This is a genomic window from Streptomyces sp. NPDC008163 (assembly GCF_042956885.1).
GTDB classification, from domain to species: Bacteria; Actinomycetota; Actinomycetes; order Streptomycetales; family Streptomycetaceae; genus Streptomyces; species Streptomyces drozdowiczii_A.
In genome coordinates this window covers 199465-215442 of the sequence record NZ_JBIBHG010000007.1, presented here as the reverse complement: position 1 = coordinate 215442, position 15978 = coordinate 199465, and the positions used below count along the sequence as shown (strand labels likewise).

The following is a 15978-nucleotide window of genomic DNA, read 5'->3' as shown; positions in this document are numbered from 1 at the left end:
CGGTCCCCCTCCCGGGACCGGCCGGGCCGCGTCCCGGCGCCGGGCCCTCCCGCCCCCGACACGAAAGCCCCCACATGCGCAAGATCCAGAAGGCCGTCATACCGGCCGCCGGGCTCGGTACCCGGTTCCTGCCGGCGACGAAGGCGACTCCCAAGGAGATGCTGCCGGTCGTGGACAAGCCGGCGATCCAGTACGTCGTGGAGGAGGCCGCCGCCGCGGGGCTGAGCGACGTCCTGATGATCACCGGACGCAACAAGCGCGCGCTGGAGGACCACTTCGACCGGAACTACGAGCTGGAGTCGGCGCTGACCCGCAAGGGCGACGCCGAGCGGCTGGTCCGGGTCCAGGAGTCGAGCGAGCTCGCGACCATGCACTACGTCCGTCAGGGCGACCCGCGCGGCCTCGGCCACGCCGTCCTGTGCGCGGAGCCCCATGTGGGCGACGAGCCCTTCGCGGTGCTCCTCGGCGACGACCTGATCGACCCGCGCGACCCGCTGCTGACCCGGATGACCGGCATCCAGGAGCGGGAGGGCGGCAGCGTCGTCGCGCTGATGGAGGTGGCGCCCGAACAGAGCCACCTCTACGGCTGCGCGGCCGTGGAGCCCACCGCCGAGGAGGGCATCGTCCGGGTCACCGGCCTGGTCGAGAAGCCCGAGCCGGGCGACGCCCCCAGCAACCTCGCGGTCATCGGCCGCTATGTCCTGGACCCCGCCGTCTTCGACGTGCTGCGCGAGACCGAGCCGGGCCGGGGCGGCGAGATCCAGCTGACCGACGCGCTCCAGCAGCTCGCCGCCGACGAGAAGCTCGGCGGCCCGGTGCACGGCGTGGTCTTCCGGGGCCGACGCTACGACACCGGCGACCGCGGCGACTATCTGCGGGCCATCGTCCGCCTCGCCTGCGAGCGCGAGGACCTGGGCCCCGACTTCCGTACCTGGCTGCGCGACTACGTGGCGTCGGAACTCTGACCCGCCCGCCGGGCACCCGCACCCCTGATCCCAGACACCCGCACCACCGCACCGAGGAGAACCCCATGATCGGCATGATTCTGGCCGCCGGCGCCGGCCGCCGTCTGCGCCCCTACACCGACACGCTGCCCAAGGCCCTCGTGCCCGTCGGCCCCGAGGGCGACGAGGAGAGTCTCACCGTCGTCGACCTGACGCTCGGCAACTTCGCCGAGGTCGGCCTGACCGAGGTCGCGATCATCGTGGGCTACCGCAAGGAGGCCCTGTACGAGCGCAAGGCGGCGCTGGAGGCCAAGTACGGCGTCAGCATCACGCTGATCGACAACGACAAGGCCGAGGAGTGGAACAACGCCTACTCCCTGTGGTGCGGCCGGGACGCCCTCAAGAACGGCGTCATCCTCGCCAACGGCGACACCGTGCACCCGGTCTCCGTCGAGAAGACCCTGCTGGCCGCCCGCGGCGACGGCAAGAAGATCATCCTCGCCCTCGACACCGTGAAGTCCCTCGCCGACGAGGAGATGAAGGTCGTCGTGGAGGACGGCAAGGGCGTGCGGCGGATCACCAAGCTGATGGACCCGGCCGAGGCCACCGGTGAGTACATCGGCGTCACCCTCATCGAGGGCGACGCGGCCGAGGAGCTGGCCGACGCGCTGAAGACCACCTTCGAGCGCGACCCGGACCTCTACTACGAGGACGGCTACCAGGAGCTCGTCAACCGCGGCTTCAAGGTCGACGTGGAGCCGATCGGCGACGTCAAGTGGGTCGAGATCGACAACCACGACGACCTCGCCAAGGGCAGGAAGATCGCGTGCCAGTACTGACCCGGCTGATACCCGCGCCGGTCGTCGTCGACATCCGGGCCGGAGCCCTCGCTGATCTGGCGGGCGTCCTCGCCGACCAGCGGATCTCCGGCTCCGGCAAGCTGGCGGTCGCGATCAGTGGGGGTTCCGGCCGGGCCCTGCGGGACCGGCTCTCGGACAGCCTGCCAGGCGCCTCCTGGTTCGAGGTGGGCGGCGGCACCCTGAACGACGCCGTGAAGCTCGCCGAGGCCATGAAGTCCGGGCGCTACGACGCTGTGGTCGGCCTCGGCGGCGGCAAGATCATCGACTGCGCCAAGTTCGCCGCGGCGCGCGTCGGGCTGCCCCTGGTCGCCGTGGCGACGAACCTGTCCCACGACGGGCTGTGCTCCCCGGTCGCGACGCTGGACAACGACGCGGGCCGGGGCTCGTACGGCGTGCCGAACCCGATCGCCGTGGTCATCGACCTCGACGTCATCCGGGAGGCCCCCGCCCGCTTCGTGCGGTCCGGGATCGGGGACGCGCTGTCCAACATCTCGGCCGTGGCCGACTGGGAGCTGGCCCACCGGGTCAACGGCGAGGACATCGACGGCCTGGCCGCCGCGATGGCCCGGCAGGCCGGCGAGGCCGTGCTGCGCCACCCGGGCGGCCTGGGCGACGACGCGTTCCTCCAGGTGCTGGCCGAGGGCCTGGTGCTCACCGGGATCTCGATGTCGGTGGCCGGTGACAGCCGCCCGGCCTCCGGCGCCTGCCACGAGATCAACCACGCCTTCGACCTGCTCTTCCCGCAGCGGGCCGCCAGCCACGGCGAGCAGTGCGGGCTCGGCGCGGCGTTCGCCATGCATCTGCGCGGCGCCGTCCAGGAGTCCGTACGCATGACCCAGGTGCTGCGGCGCCACGGGCTGCCGGTCACCGCCGAGGACATGGGCTTCGACGTGGACGAGTTCGTCCGGGTGGTGGCGTTCGCGCCGAAGACCCGGCCGGGCCGGTACACGATCCTGGAGCACCTGAACCTGTCCGAGGACGGCATCAGGGACGCGTACGCCGAGTACGTCAGAAGCGCCGCGGTCTGAGGGGCCGGTCCCGGTTTGACCGGCTGTGCCGGGCCCCGTAACCTTGACCGTCGGCGTTTGTTCGCCACACCTCTGAGCACCGACCTCCCGCTCGTACGGGAGAGGCCGCTCGTCCACTCCGGATCGTCATGGGTTCCCGGACCCGTGTGAGCGGCTGGCATCAGAGGTTTCCGCTTCGAGTGAGAGTGAGATCCGCGTGTACGCCATCGTGCGCAGCGGTGGTCGCCAGCACAAGGTTGCTGTCGGCGACATCGTTGAGGTTGACAAGATTTCCACTGCCAAGGTTGGCGACACGGTAGAGCTCTCTACCCTGCTCGTTGTCGACGGCGACGCCGTGACCAGCGACCCGTGGGTGCTCGACGGCATCAAGGTCCAGGCCGAGGTCGTGGACCACCACAAGGGCGCGAAGATCGACATCCTTCGCTACAAGAACAAGACCGGCTACCGCCGTCGCCAGGGTCACCGCCAGCAGTACACGGCGATCAAGGTCACCGGTATTCCCGCGGCTGCGAAGTAAGGGACTGAGAACACATGGCACACAAGAAGGGCGCATCGTCCACCCGGAACGGGCGCGATTCCAATGCTCAGCGGCTCGGCGTGAAGCGCTTCGGCGGCCAGGCCGTCAACGCCGGTGAGATCCTCGTCCGCCAGCGCGGCACCCACTTCCACCCGGGCACGGGCGTCGGCCGTGGCGGCGACGACACGCTGTTCGCCCTCGCCGCCGGTGCGGTCGAGTTCGGCACGCACCGTGGCCGCAAGGTCGTGAACATCGTTCCGATCGCCGGCTGAATTCCCGGCGCTCGTAGAGCGGTATGACGTGGAGGCGGACCTCACTTCCCGAGAAGGGAAGTGGGTCCGCCTTTCGCGTGTTGCCCTTACGGGGGCGAGCGAAGTTTTTCCGCAGGTATGCAACTGGAGGTTCCACCCATGACCACCTTCGTGGACCGCGTCGAACTGCATGTCGCCGCGGGTAACGGAGGCCACGGCTGTGCCTCCGTTCACCGTGAGAAGTTCAAGCCGCTCGGCGGCCCGGACGGCGGCAACGGCGGTCGCGGCGGCGATGTGACCCTGGTCGTCGACCAGTCCGTCACCACGCTCCTCGACTACCACCACCACCCCCACCGCAAGGCCACCAACGGCCAGCCCGGCGGCGGCGACCACCGCACCGGCAAGGAGGGCCAGGACCTGGTCCTGCCCGTCCCGGACGGCACCGTCGTCCTCGACCGCCAGGGCAATGTGCTCGCCGACCTGGTCGGCCAGGGCACCGCCTTCGTCGCGGGCCAGGGCGGTCGCGGCGGCCTCGGTAACGCCGCGCTGGCCTCCGCCCGCCGCAAGGCCCCCGGCTTCGCGCTGCTCGGCGAGCCCGGCGAGGCCCGCGACATCGTCCTGGAGCTCAAGACCGTCGCCGACGTGGCCCTCGTGGGCTACCCGAGCGCCGGCAAGTCCTCGCTGATCTCGGTTCTCTCGGCCGCGAAGCCGAAGATCGCGGACTACCCCTTCACCACCCTCGTCCCGAACCTGGGCGTGGTCACCGCGGGCGAGACGGTCTACACCATCGCCGACGTCCCGGGCCTGATCCCGGGCGCCAGCCAGGGCAAGGGCCTCGGCCTGGAGTTCCTGCGCCACGTCGAGCGCTGCTCGGTGCTCGTCCACGTACTGGACACGGCGACGCTGGAGTCCGACCGCGACCCGGTCTCCGACCTCGACATCATCGAGGAGGAGCTGAAGCTGTACGGCGGTCTTGAGGACCGGCCGCGCATCGTCGTCCTCAACAAGATCGACATCCCGGACGGCCAGGACCTGGCGGACATGATCCGCCCCGACCTGGAGGCGCGCGGCTACCGCGTCTTCGAGGCGTCCGCCGTCGCCAGGACCGGGCTCAAGGAGCTGTCGTTCGCCCTCGCCGGCATCATCGCCGAGGCGCGCGCCGCCAAGCCGGTCGAGGAGGCCACCCGCATCGTCATCCGGCCCAAGGCCGTGGACGACGCCGGGTTCACCGTCACCCTGGAGGAGGACGGCATCTACCGGGTGCGCGGCGAGAAGCCGGAGCGCTGGGTGCGCCAGACCGACTTCAACAACGACGAGGCCGTCGGCTACCTCGCGGACCGGCTCGCCCGGCTCGGCGTCGAGGACCAGCTGCGCAAGGCCGGGGCCCGGGCGGGCGACGGCGTGGCGATCGGCGCCGAGGACAACGCGGTCGTCTTCGACTGGGAGCCGACCGTGACCGCCGGTGCGGAGATGCTCGGCCGCCGTGGCGAGGACCACCGCCTGGAGGAGCCGCGTCCGGCCGCCCAGCGCCGCCGCGACCGCGAGGCGGAACGCGACGAGGTCGCCGAGGAGTACCGGGACTTCGACCCGTTCTCGTAGAGCGCGGCAACGGCCGTGGGGGGGGCCCGGCCGCCGCCCCCGGGCCGGGGGGCGGGCCCCCCCCCGCCGCGGGGCCGGCCCCCCCCCGCCCCCCCCGCGGGCGCGGCCGCTACCCTCTGCCCCACCCGTAGGCGGCGCCGCCCCCCCCCCCCCCCCCCCCCGCCCCCCCCCCCCCGCCGCCCCCCCCCCCCCCCCCCCGGCCGTTTCCCGGGAACCTCAGACCTGGGCCAGCGCCTCGGCGGGGGAGGGGGCCGGGGTGCGCTCGGCGAGCGGGAGCACCGGCAGCGGGGTCTCCTCGCCCAGGAACACCTTGCGTACCACGCGCTCGGCGGCCCGCCCGTCGTCGTAGTCGCAGTACCGCTCCCGGAAGGCCGCGCGCAGCGCCGCCGCCTTCTCGTCGCGCCACTCCTTCGAGCCCAGGATCTCGGTCAGCCGCTCCTGGGTCGTGGCGACGGCGCCCGGGGGATCGGCCATCAGGTCGAAGTAGGTGCCGCGCACCACCCGGTAGGTCTCCCAGTCGTCCGCGTGGATGACGATCGGCCGGTCCAGGTTGGCGTAGTCGAACATCGCCGAGGAATAGTCGGTGATCAGGGCGTCGGCGGCGAGGTAGAGCTGTTCGACGTTGCCATGGGCGGAGACGTCGATGATCCGGCCGCCGGCCTGGAGCTCGGCGAGCCGGCCGGTGGGCTTGTAGAAGTAGTGCCCGCGCACCAGCAGGGTGACGTCCGGGCCCAGGTCCTCGGCCAGCTTCGACAGGTCGAGCCGCGGTGCGAACGACTTCTCGTACTCGCGGTGGGTCGGCATGTACAGGAAGGCGGTCGCGCCGTCCGCGAGGCCGAGCTCCCGCCGGGCCGCCACGACGTCCGCCGCGGTGGCGTTGACCAGCACGTCGTTGCGCGGGTAGCCGGTCTCCAGGCTGGTGTACCGGCAGGGGTAGACCCGCTCCCAGACGGTGGTGGAGAAGCGGTTGGCGGAGAGGCTGAAGTCCCAGCGGTCGCACCGGCGGAGCAGCTTCTCCATGTCCATGGAGGTGGACGCCGGGTACTGCGCCTGGTCGAGCCCCATCGTCTTCAGCGGGGTGCCGTGGTGGGTCTGGAGGTGGATCTGCCCCTCGCGCTTGACGATGGTGTCGCCGAAGTTGACGTTGTTCGTCAGGTACTTGGCGCGGGCCATGACCGCCCAGTACTCGCGTGAGCCGACGATCACCTTCTCGACGCCCTTGGGCACCCGGTCACGGTGCTCGGAGCGCACCGCCCAGACCCGGCGCACCTGCGGTGCGAGCCGGCCCAGCTCCGCCTCGATGGCGGCGGGGTTGCAGGAGTAGCCCCGGCCCCAGTACGCGGAGAACACGGCCAGGTTCTCGTCCACCGGCAGCCGCAGCTGGGACCGGTAGAACATGCCGAGGGCCGCCCGCTTGGCCCGGCCGATCCGGGCCTGGCCGCCCAGCCGTGCGCGATGGCGGACGTTGTTGGCGCGGGTCAGGCCGAAGAACGCGGAGTACGAGTCGACGCCGAGCAGCGCGTACTTGTAACCCCGCCCGCCCGGCGGCCGCTCGAAGCCCTCCGGGAGCCGTGCGCGGTAGTCCTTCGCGGCCCGGTGGAAGAACTCGACGCGCGCGTTGCGCGGCAGCCGGCCCGGCTTCTCCAGCACCGTCAGGAAGTGGTCGACCATCTTCCGGAACAGCGCCGGGCGCCAGGAGTCAAGGTCCGGCCTCGCGTCCAGGAAGGCGAACACCCGGTCGTACTGGTCGAAGACGTCGAAGTGCTTCCGGCTGACCGTGCGCAGGATGTTGCCGCCCTCGCGCCGCTGCCGGTACATCACGCAGGAGCGGTCGAGCACCGCGATGCGCTCCGCCGCGATGAGCGAGCTGTACGTCCACGGCGCGTCCTCGTAGTAGCCGGGCGGGAACTGGAAGCCGTGGCGGGTGACGAAATCGCGCCGGTACGCCTTGTTCCACACGATCTGGAGCAGGTCCAGGAGCTGCGGGCGCTCGGCGAGCGAGAAGACGGCCGGGCCGTCCTCGGTCATCAGGTCGGAGCGCTTGTTGCGCAGCAGCCGCCCGTCCCAGTAGGTCCGGGTGTAGTCGTAGATCAGGATGTCCGGGTCGCCGGTCGCGTCGAGCCGGGCCGCGATGGCCGAGAGCGAGCCCGGTGCCAGGGTGTCGTCGCTGTCCAGGAAGAGGACGTAGTCACCGGTCGCCTGTTCGAGCCCGGCGTTGCGCGCACGGCCCAGGCCGACGTTCTCCGTGAGGTGCAGCACACGCAGCCGGTCGTCACGGGCCGCGTATGTGTCGAGGATCGCACCGGAACCGTCCGGGGAGCAGTCGTCGACGCCGATGACCTCGAAGTCGGCGAAGTCCTGCCCGAGCACGGAGTCCAGACACTCCCCGATGTACCCCTGCACGTTGTACGCAGGCACGATGAGTGTCAGTCGAGGCATCGTCCACCAGTTCCAGAGGGCTGTCCGCAGGGGCTTAACGAGGGGTGCGGTCGGACCGTGCGACAGTGGTCGGCGTCCGGCACCCGGACAGCGTAATTGATCGTCCCGGCCGCACCCGGGGGGTGCCTCGGGCCTTCCGCGTAGGGTGGAACGCCGACGGGGCACAGCAGCTGACAGGAGACGCACGAACATGACCTGGATGGTTACGGGTGGGGCGGGGTTCATCGGCGCGCACGTGGTGCGCGCGATGCTCGCCGGTGGTCAGCGGGTGGTCGTGTTCGACGACCTGTCGACCGGCAGCGCCGACAAGGTGCCCGCAGGCGTTCCCCTGGTGACCGGCACGGTCCTCGACCGCGAGGCCCTGGACGCGGCGATCCGCGAGCACGGGGTGACCGGTGTGGTGCACATCGCGGCCAAGAAGCAGGTCGGCGAGTCCGTCGAGCGGCCCCTCCACTACTACAAGGAGAACGTCACCGGCCTGGAGGTCCTGCTGGAGAGCATGGTCGCCGCGGGCGTCGGCCGGCTGGTGTTCTCCTCCTCCGCCGCTGTTTACGGCATGCCCGACGTCGACCTGGTCACCGAGACGACGCCGTGCGCGCCGATGAGCCCGTACGGCGAGACCAAGCTGATCGGCGAGTGGATGATCCACGCCGCCGCCAAGGCCCACGGGCTGCGCGCCGCCTCGATGCGCTACTTCAACGTGGCGGGCGCCGCGTCGCCGGAGCTGGCCGACGCGGGCGTCTTCAACCTGGTGCCGATGGTCTTCGAGCGGCTGGAGGCCGGCGAGGCCCCGCGCATCTTCGGCGACGACTACGACACGCCCGACGGCACCTGCGTCCGCGACTACATCCACGTCGAGGACATCGCCTCCGCCCACCTCGCCGCCGCCCGTCGGCTGGAGGAGGCCGAGGCCGGTACGGACCTCACGCTGAACATCGGCCGCGGCGAGGGCAGCTCGGTGCGCGAGATGGTCGACCGCATCCTCAAGGTCACGGGCAACGAGGGCGCCCCCGTCGAGGTCTCCCCCCGCCGCCCCGGCGACCCGGCCCGGGTCATCGCCTCCGCCGACCGCATCCGCGAGGAGCTGGGCTGGTCGGCGCGGTACGGCGTGGACGAGATGATCGAGTCCGCCTGGCAGGGCTGGCGCCTGCGCCACCCGTAGGCACGGCCGTACGCGAAGGGCCCGGCACCGCTCCACGAGGGCGGCGCCGGGCCCTTCGCGTACGGCAAGGCGGTCCAGGTTACGGGGGAAAGCCACTTTTCCCCCTGATGTAGCGTTAATAGCCGTTTTGTCGCAGAAGATGCGAGGGAAGCTCAGTAAGGTCCCCTAGGTAGCGGCCCCGGCGGCCGCCGTCACATCTCATCGTGGGGGCAGGAAACTGTGAAGGCTCTCGTACTTTCCGGTGGGGCCGGCACCCGGCTTCGTCCCATCACCCATACCTCGGCGAAACAGCTGGTGCCGGTGGCGAACAAGCCGGTGCTGTTCTACGGCCTGGAGGCCATCGCGGAGGCCGGCATCACCGAGGTCGGCATCATCGTGGGCGACACCGAGGAGGAGATCCGCGCGGCGGTCGGCGACGGTTCGCGCTTCGGCATCGATGTCACCTACATCCCGCAGGCCGAGCCGCTCGGCCTCGCCCACGCGGTCCTGGTCGCCCAGCGCTTCCTGGGGAACGACGACTTCGTGATGTACCTGGGGGACAACTTCATCGTCGGCGGGATCGCGGACCTGGTCGAGGAGTTCCGCGCGGACCGGCCCGACGCGCAGATCCTGCTGACCCGGGTGCCCGACCCGACCTCGTTCGGCGTCGCGGAGCTGGACCGGGACGGCAGGGTGGTGGCCCTGGAGGAGAAGCCGGAGCACCCCAAGAGCGATCTCGCGCTCGTCGGCGTCTACCTCTTCACCCCGGCCGTCCACGAGGCCGTGCGCTCGATCCGCCCGTCCTGGCGCGGCGAGCTGGAGATCACCCACGCCATCCAGTGGCTCATCGACCGGGAACGCGATGTGCGCTCCACCATCATCCGGGGCTACTGGAAGGACACCGGCAACGTCACCGACATGCTGGAGGTCAACCGGACCGTGCTGGAGGGCATCGAGCCGTGCACCGACGGCGCGTACGTCGACGGCGAGAGCGAGATCATCGGCCGGGTGCTGATCGAACCGGGCGCCCGGGTCACCCGCAGCCGGATCGTCGGGCCCGCCGTCATCGGAACCGGGTCGGTGATCAGCGACGCCTACGTCGGGCCCTTCACCTCGGTCGCCCAGAACTGCCGCATCGAGGACAGCGAGATCGAGTACTCCATCGTCCTCGGGGGCGCCTCCATCGACGGGGTGAGGCGCGTGGAGGCATCGCTGATCGGCCACGACGTCGAGGTGACGCCCGCACCCCGCAGCCCCTCCGCCCACCGACTCGTCCTCGGCGACCACAGCAAGGTGCAGATCTCCTCATGACCGGTACGCGCATCCTCGTCACCGGAGGCGCCGGCTTCATCGGCTCCCACTACGTCCGTACGCTGCTCGGCCCGGACGGCCCCGGCGACATCTCCGTCACCGTGCTCGACGCCCTCACCTACGCGGGCAACCCGGCCAACCTGGACGAGGTCCGGGGCCACCCGGGCTTCGCCTTCGTGCACGGCGACATCTGCGACCCGGAGCTGGTGGGGCGGCTGATGGCCGGGCACGACCAGGTGGTGCACTTCGCCGCCGAGTCCCACGTGGACCGCTCCATCGACGGCGGCGCCGCCTTCGTCCGTACGAACGTCGTGGGCACCCACACCCTGGTGCACGCCGCGCACGAGGCGGGCGTCCGCACCTTCGTCCACGTCTCCACCGACGAGGTCTACGGCTCCATCGAGGAAGGCTCCTGGACCGAGGACGAACCCCTCGCGCCCAACTCCCCGTACTCCGCCTCCAAGGCGTCCGGCGACCTCATCGCCCTGGCGTACCACCGCACCCACGGCCTCGACGTCCGCGTCACCCGCTGCTCCAACAACTACGGGCACCACCACTTCCCCGAGAAGGTCATCCCGCTCTTCGTGACCAACCTCCTGGAGGGCCTGCCCGTTCCGCTGTACGGCGACGGCGGCCATGTCCGCGACTGGCTGCACATCGACGACCACGTCCGGGGCATCGAACTCGTCCGCACCAAGGGCCGCCCCGGCGAGGTCTACAACATCGGCGGAGGCACCGAACTCTCCAACAAGGAACTCACCCGGCTGCTCCTGGAGGCGTGCGACGCCGACTGGGACACCGACGTGGTGCACGTCGAGGACCGCAAGGGCCACGACCGGCGCTACTCCGTCGACTGCACCAAGATCCGCGAGGAGCTGGGTTACGCGCCCCGCAAGGACTTCGCGGCCGGACTCGCCGAGACCGTCCGCTGGTACCGCGAGAACCGCTCCTGGTGGGAACCGCTCAAGGAGAGGGCCGCCCTGTGAGGCCGCGCTGGCTGGTCACCGGGGCCGGCGGCATGCTCGGCCGTGACCTGACGACCGCGCTGGCCCGCGAGGGCGCCACCGTCGTCGCGGCGGACCGGGCGGCCCTCGACATCGCCGACCCGGCGCAGGTCCGGGCCGTCCTCGACGCCCAGCGGCCCGCCGTCGTCGTGAACTGCGCCGCCTGGACCGCCGTGGACGACGCGGAGAGCCGGGAGGCCGAGGCGCTGCGCGTCAACGGCACCGGACCCGCCGTCCTCGCCGACGCCTGCCGCGCCCGCGGCAGCGTCCTGCTGCACGTCTCCACCGACTACGTGTTCGCGGGCGACGCGGACCGGCCGTACCCGGAGGACGCCCCGACCGCCCCGCGCAGCGCGTACGGCCGCACCAAGCTCGCCGGGGAACGCGCGGTCCTGGAGACCCTGCCGGACACCGGCCACGTCGTGCGGACGGCCTGGCTCTACGGCGCGGGCGGCGCCAACTTCGTCCGTACGATGATCAAACTGGAAGCCGTCAAGGACACCCTCGACGTGGTGGACGACCAGCACGGACAGCCCACCTGGACCGTGGACCTCGCCTCCCGCCTGGTCCTGCTCGGCCGCGCCGCGCTCGACGGCAGCGCCCCGGCGGGCGTCTACCACGGCACCAGCGGCTCCGCGACGACCTGGTACGGCCTGGCCCGCGAGGTGTTCCGGCTGCTGGGCGCGGATCCGGACCGCGTCCGCCCGGTCAGCAGCGCCGCCTTCGCCAGGCCCGCGCCCCGGCCCGCGTACAGCGTCCTCGCGCACGACCGCTTCCGGGCCGCCGGCATCGACCCGGTCCGCCACTGGCGCGCGGCGCTGCACGCGGCCTTCCCCGCGCTCCTCGCCGCCGAACGCCCCGGTCAGCGCCCGGCCGGGCTGATCGACGGCTCACCGGCCCGTACCCCCGGGACCGCAGGAGCGTCCGCGCGCAGCCGCGCGTAGTACGCCTCGCACTCCGCGTACGAGGGCAGCAGCCCGTGCTCCCCGGCCTCGGCGAGCTTGGGGGCCGAGGCGTCCTTGGGAGAGAGCAGCGGCGTGATGTCCGCGGGCCACTCGATGCCCAGGTCCGGGTCGAGCGGGTCGACGCCGTGCTCCCGCTCCGGCGCGTAACCCTCGGAGCAGAGGTACAGCACGCAGGCGTCGTCGGTCAGCGCCATGAAGCCGTGCCCGAGCCCCTCCGCGAGGTAGACCGCCCGGTGGTCGGTGTCGTCCAGCCGGACCGCCTCCCACCGCTTGTATGTGGGCGAGCCGGTGCGTACGTCGACGATCACGTCCAGGACCGCGCCCCGCACGCACTTCACGTACTTCGCCTGGCCCGGCGGCACGTCGGCGAAGTGGATCCCGCGCAGCGTGCCCCGTCGCGAGCTGGAGAAATTGGCCTGCGCGAGCCCCAGCGTGTGCCCGGCCGCCGCACCCAGATCCGCCGCCCGGAACCACTCGTGGAAGCTGCCGCGGCCGTCCGGAAAGACCGTGGGCTCGTGCACCCAGGCCCCGGGAACGGAGAGCCGGCGCATGCGATCACATCCTGTTCGCGCTCCGCGGGGCCGCCTCCCGGCCCCGGTGTCTCTGCCCAACGAGCCCAGGGCCCGAACGGACACGGAACGGGACATAAGCCGACGAAAAGGTTTCCACGTTGCGGAACGCGAAGGCGCCGGATTCCGCTCTCGCGTAGATTGCGGGGTCCAGCGAGCGAATGCGGGGGACCGGGTGTCAGGGGCAAGGCAGGGCGTGACGGAAGCCCGCAGGATCGTGGTCAAGGTCGGTTCCTCCTCCCTCACCACCGCCGCCGGCGGCCTCGACGCCGACCGCGTCGACGCCCTGGTCGACGTGCTGGCCAAGGTCCGCGACGGCGGCGAGCGCGAGGTCGTCCTCGTCTCCTCCGGCGCCATCGCCGCCGGGCTCGCCCCGCTCGGACTGCACCGCAGGCCCAAGGACCTGGCCCGCCAGCAGGCCGCCGCCAGCGTCGGCCAGGGCCTCTTGGTCGCCCGCTACACCGCCTCCTTCGCCCGCTACGGCATCCGCGTCGGCCAGGTCCTGCTCACCAGCAACGACACCAGCCGCCGCGCCCACTACCGCAACGCCTACCGCACCCTCGACCAGCTCCTGGACATGGGCGCGCTGCCGGTCGTCAACGAGAACGACACCGTCGCCACGGACGAGATCCGGTTCGGCGACAACGACCGGCTCGCCGCCCTCGTCGCCCACCTGGTCCGCGCCGACCTGCTGGTCCTCCTCTCCGACGTGGACGGCCTCTACGACGGTGACCCGAGCATCCCCGGTACCACCCGCATCGCCGAGGTCACCGGCCCCGCCGACCTGGCGGGGGTCAGCATCGGCAGCGCGGGCAAGGCGGGGGTCGGCACCGGCGGCATGGTCACCAAGGTCGAGGCCGCCCGGATCGCCACCGCCGCGGGGGTGCCCGTCGTCCTCACCTCCGCCAGCCACGCCGCGGACGCCCTGGCCGGCCGCGACACCGGCACCTACTTCCACCGCACCGGCCGCCGCTCCGCCGACCGCCTCCTCTGGCTCGCCCACGCCTCGACCCCGCGTGGCTCGCTGACCCTGGACGACGGGGCGGTGCGGGCGGTCGTGGAGCGCCACAGCTCGCTGCTGCCGGCCGGGATCGCGGCGGTCGAGGGCGAGTTCACCGCGGGCGACCCGGTGGAGCTGCGCGATCTGCGGGGACGGCCCGTGGCGCGCGGGCTCGTCAACTTCGACGCCAAGGAGATGCCGCAGCTCCTCGGCCGCTCCACCCGCGACCTCGCCCGGGAACTCGGCCCCGCCTACGAACGCGAGGTCGTACACAGGGACGATCTCGTCCTTCTGCACGGCTGACGCCCCCCGAAACGGCTGAAAGTCCAGCCATCGGACCGGGACCTTCACGAAAACCGCCCCAGACCGGGCCGCGGGCTGGTCCACTTTGTAGCAGGGAAACTGCGGGGTACAGCAAAGCAACACATCACAGGAGGCCGCCGGTGAGACGAGCGCGCCCGGGGGCGCCGCCCCGAGGAACGGGTGGCCGCACCCTGACCAGTGTGGGAGCGGGGGCCGGCTTCGAGGGGAGCGGACCCGCGGACCGGAGGGACGAGCGTCCCGGCCGGCCGGAGCCGAGACCGGCCGGCCAGGAGCGCACCCCTTCCAAGCTGTGGCACGTCACCCTCTGCGTCTCCGGGAACGAATTCCCGCTGAAGGAGGTCAGACGCGGGCTCGAACAGCTCGCGCACGACCACCCGTTCCTGCTGACCAGCCGTTACGCCAACGACCACGCGGAGATCCGCTACTGGGAGGAGGCCCGCGACCTGCACGACGCGGCGGCCGTTGCCCTGCGGCTGTGGGGCGAGCACCGCTCCACGGCCGGACTGCCGCCCTGGGCGATCGTCGGCCTCGAAGTCATCGACCGCGAGACCTACCACCAGCGCGTCGCCGAGGGATACGGGCCGCCTCCGGCCGCCCCGGTCGGCGTCCACCCGTACTGACCGGCCGCCGCCCGTGAAACGGCCGTCTCGCATCACGGGATGCGTGCGGAATGCCCGCAGGGCGCGCACTACTCTGCGGGCATGACCACGCTCTCGCCGTACGACAACATGTCTCCCGTGGCCCAGGCCGCCTACCGGGCCCGCTCCGCCGCCGCCGACATCGCGCCACTTCCGCGCTCGGCCAAGGACGACGCGCTCCTGGCGATCGCCGACGCGCTGGAAGTACGGACGAGCGACATCCTCGCGGCCAACGCCGAGGACGTGGCGCGCGCCCGTGAGGCGGGGACCAGCGAATCAGTCGTGGACCGGCTCACCCTCACCCCGGAGCGCATCCGCGCCATCGCCGCCGACGTACGGCACGTCGCCGCCCTGCCCGACCCGGTCGGCGAGGTCGTCCGCGGCTCGACCCTGCCCAACGGCATCGACCTGCGCCAGGTCCGGGTGCCGCTCGGCGTCGTCGGGATCATCTACGAGGCCCGGCCCAATGTGACCGTGGACGCCGCCGCCCTCTGCCTGAAGTCGGGCAACGCCGTCCTGCTGCGCGGCTCGTCCTCCGCCTTCGCGTCGAACACCGCCCTGGTGCGGGTGCTGCGCGACGCCGTGGGCGGCTCCGGCCTGCCGGCCGACGCGGTGCAGCTGGTCCCGGGCGAGAGCCGTGACTCGGTGCGCGAGCTGATGCGCGCCCGGGGCCTCGTGGACGTGCTCATCCCGCGCGGCGGCGCCTCGCTGATCCGCACGGTGGTCGAGGAGTCCACCGTCCCCGTCATCGAGACCGGCACCGGCAACTGCCATGTGTACGTCGACGCGCAGACCGACCTGGACATGGCCGTGGAGATCCTGGTCAACTCCAAGGCCCAGCGCCCCAGCGTCTGCAACGCCGCCGAGACCCTGCTCGTCCACAAGGACATCGCCGACGCCTTCCTGCCGCGTGCCCTGGACGCCCTGGCCGAGGCGGGCGTGACCGTGCACGGCGACGAACGGGTGTTGGAGTACGCCGAGGGCTCCAAGGCCACGGTGGTGGCGGCGACCCCGGAGGACTGGGAGACCGAATACCTCTCGTACGACATCGCGGCGGCCGTCGTGGAGTCGCTGGACGCGGCCGTGGCGCACATCCGGCTCTGGTCCTCCGGCCACACCGAGGCCATCGTGACCACTTCGCAGGCCGCCGCCCGCCGCTTCACCCAGCTGGTCGACTCCACCACGGTGGCCGTCAACGCCTCGACCCGGTTCACCGACGGAGGCCAGTTCGGTTTCGGCGCCGAGATCGGCATCTCCACGCAGAAGCTGCACGCCAGGGGCCCCATGGGCCTGCCGGAACTGACCTCGACCAAGTACATCGTCACCGGCGACGGTCATGTGAGGTGACCCCCACGACAGGCGAATGCCCCGTCTCCCTGCCCAAAGCG

At 71.8% G+C, this 15978-nt stretch carries 15 protein-coding genes; 13 read left to right on the top strand and 2 right to left on the bottom strand.

What is annotated here, in order from left to right; genetic code table 11:
• Positions 1-74 precede the first annotated feature (74 nt).
• From galU to obgE, 6 genes are all read left to right on the top strand, one after another.
• On the top strand, positions 75-965 hold the full coding sequence (gene galU / locus ACFZAT_RS17945; RefSeq protein ID WP_391265185.1) for a UTP--glucose-1-phosphate uridylyltransferase GalU: 891 nt from the start codon (positions 75-77) through the stop codon (positions 963-965).
• 65 nt (positions 966-1030) lie between these two features.
• Positions 1031-1783: a sugar phosphate nucleotidyltransferase gene (locus ACFZAT_RS17940; protein ID WP_391265184.1), complete on the top strand. Its 753-nt coding sequence runs from the start codon at positions 1031-1033 to the stop codon at positions 1781-1783.
• Positions 1771-2832, top strand: a complete 1062-nt coding sequence (locus ACFZAT_RS17935; RefSeq protein ID WP_391265183.1) for an iron-containing alcohol dehydrogenase — start codon at positions 1771-1773, stop codon at positions 2830-2832. The genes ACFZAT_RS17940 and ACFZAT_RS17935 overlap by 13 nt, the downstream gene beginning before the upstream one ends.
• Before the next feature lie 196 nt (positions 2833-3028).
• A complete protein-coding gene (rplU, locus tag ACFZAT_RS17930) occupies positions 3029-3349 on the top strand; it encodes a 50S ribosomal protein L21 (RefSeq protein WP_014045903.1) in 321 nt (106 codons plus the stop codon).
• Between the two features lie 14 nt (positions 3350-3363).
• The gene (rpmA, locus tag ACFZAT_RS17925; RefSeq protein WP_018103204.1) at positions 3364-3621 is read left to right on the top strand and encodes a 50S ribosomal protein L27; all 258 of its coding nucleotides are present in this window, start codon (positions 3364-3366) and stop codon (positions 3619-3621) included.
• 138 nt (positions 3622-3759) lie between these two features.
• Positions 3760-5199, top strand: coding sequence for a GTPase ObgE (gene obgE, locus ACFZAT_RS17920; protein WP_391265182.1), 1440 nt, complete (start codon positions 3760-3762; stop codon positions 5197-5199).
• A 216-nt stretch (positions 5200-5415) separates the two neighbouring features.
• Here the strand turns inward: obgE and ACFZAT_RS17915 are convergent, their stop codons facing one another.
• Positions 5416-7638: a CDP-glycerol glycerophosphotransferase family protein gene (locus ACFZAT_RS17915; RefSeq protein ID WP_391265181.1), complete on the bottom strand. Its 2223-nt coding sequence runs from the start codon at positions 7636-7638 to the stop codon at positions 5416-5418.
• 190 nt (positions 7639-7828) lie between these two features.
• Between ACFZAT_RS17915 and galE the strand changes: the two genes are divergently transcribed.
• The 4 genes from galE (at position 7829) to rfbD (ending at position 12038) form a co-directional block, all read left to right on the top strand.
• Complete coding sequence (gene galE, locus ACFZAT_RS17910) at positions 7829-8800, top strand: UDP-glucose 4-epimerase GalE (protein ID WP_391265180.1); 972 nt, start codon at positions 7829-7831, stop codon at positions 8798-8800.
• A gap of 219 nt (positions 8801-9019) precedes the next feature.
• A complete protein-coding gene (locus ACFZAT_RS17905; RefSeq protein ID WP_391265179.1) occupies positions 9020-10090 on the top strand; it encodes a glucose-1-phosphate thymidylyltransferase in 1071 nt (356 codons plus the stop codon).
• The gene (gene rfbB, locus ACFZAT_RS17900) at positions 10087-11076 is read left to right on the top strand and encodes a dTDP-glucose 4,6-dehydratase (protein ID WP_391265178.1); all 990 of its coding nucleotides are present in this window, start codon (positions 10087-10089) and stop codon (positions 11074-11076) included. The genes ACFZAT_RS17905 and rfbB overlap by 4 nt, the downstream gene beginning before the upstream one ends.
• A complete protein-coding gene (rfbD, locus tag ACFZAT_RS17895) occupies positions 11073-12038 on the top strand; it encodes a dTDP-4-dehydrorhamnose reductase (protein ID WP_391265177.1) in 966 nt (321 codons plus the stop codon). The genes rfbB and rfbD overlap by 4 nt, the downstream gene beginning before the upstream one ends.
• Here the strand turns inward: rfbD and rfbC are convergent.
• Positions 11957-12610, bottom strand: a complete 654-nt coding sequence (rfbC, locus tag ACFZAT_RS17890) for a dTDP-4-dehydrorhamnose 3,5-epimerase (protein WP_391265176.1) — start codon at positions 12608-12610, stop codon at positions 11957-11959. The genes rfbD and rfbC overlap by 82 nt on opposite strands.
• A 214-nt stretch (positions 12611-12824) precedes the next feature.
• Between rfbC and proB the strand changes: the two genes are divergently transcribed.
• The 3 genes from proB to ACFZAT_RS17875 all read left to right on the top strand — a co-directional run bounded on the left by proB (position 12825) and on the right by ACFZAT_RS17875 (position 15937).
• Positions 12825-13931, top strand: coding sequence for a glutamate 5-kinase (gene proB, locus ACFZAT_RS17885; RefSeq protein ID WP_391265175.1), 1107 nt, complete (start codon positions 12825-12827; stop codon positions 13929-13931).
• Between the two features lie 140 nt (positions 13932-14071).
• The gene (locus ACFZAT_RS17880; RefSeq protein ID WP_391265174.1) at positions 14072-14572 is read left to right on the top strand and encodes a hypothetical protein; all 501 of its coding nucleotides are present in this window, start codon (positions 14072-14074) and stop codon (positions 14570-14572) included.
• Positions 14573-14653: 81 nt separating this feature from the next.
• A complete protein-coding gene (locus ACFZAT_RS17875; protein WP_391265173.1) occupies positions 14654-15937 on the top strand; it encodes a glutamate-5-semialdehyde dehydrogenase in 1284 nt (427 codons plus the stop codon).
• Positions 15938-15978 lie beyond the last annotated feature (41 nt).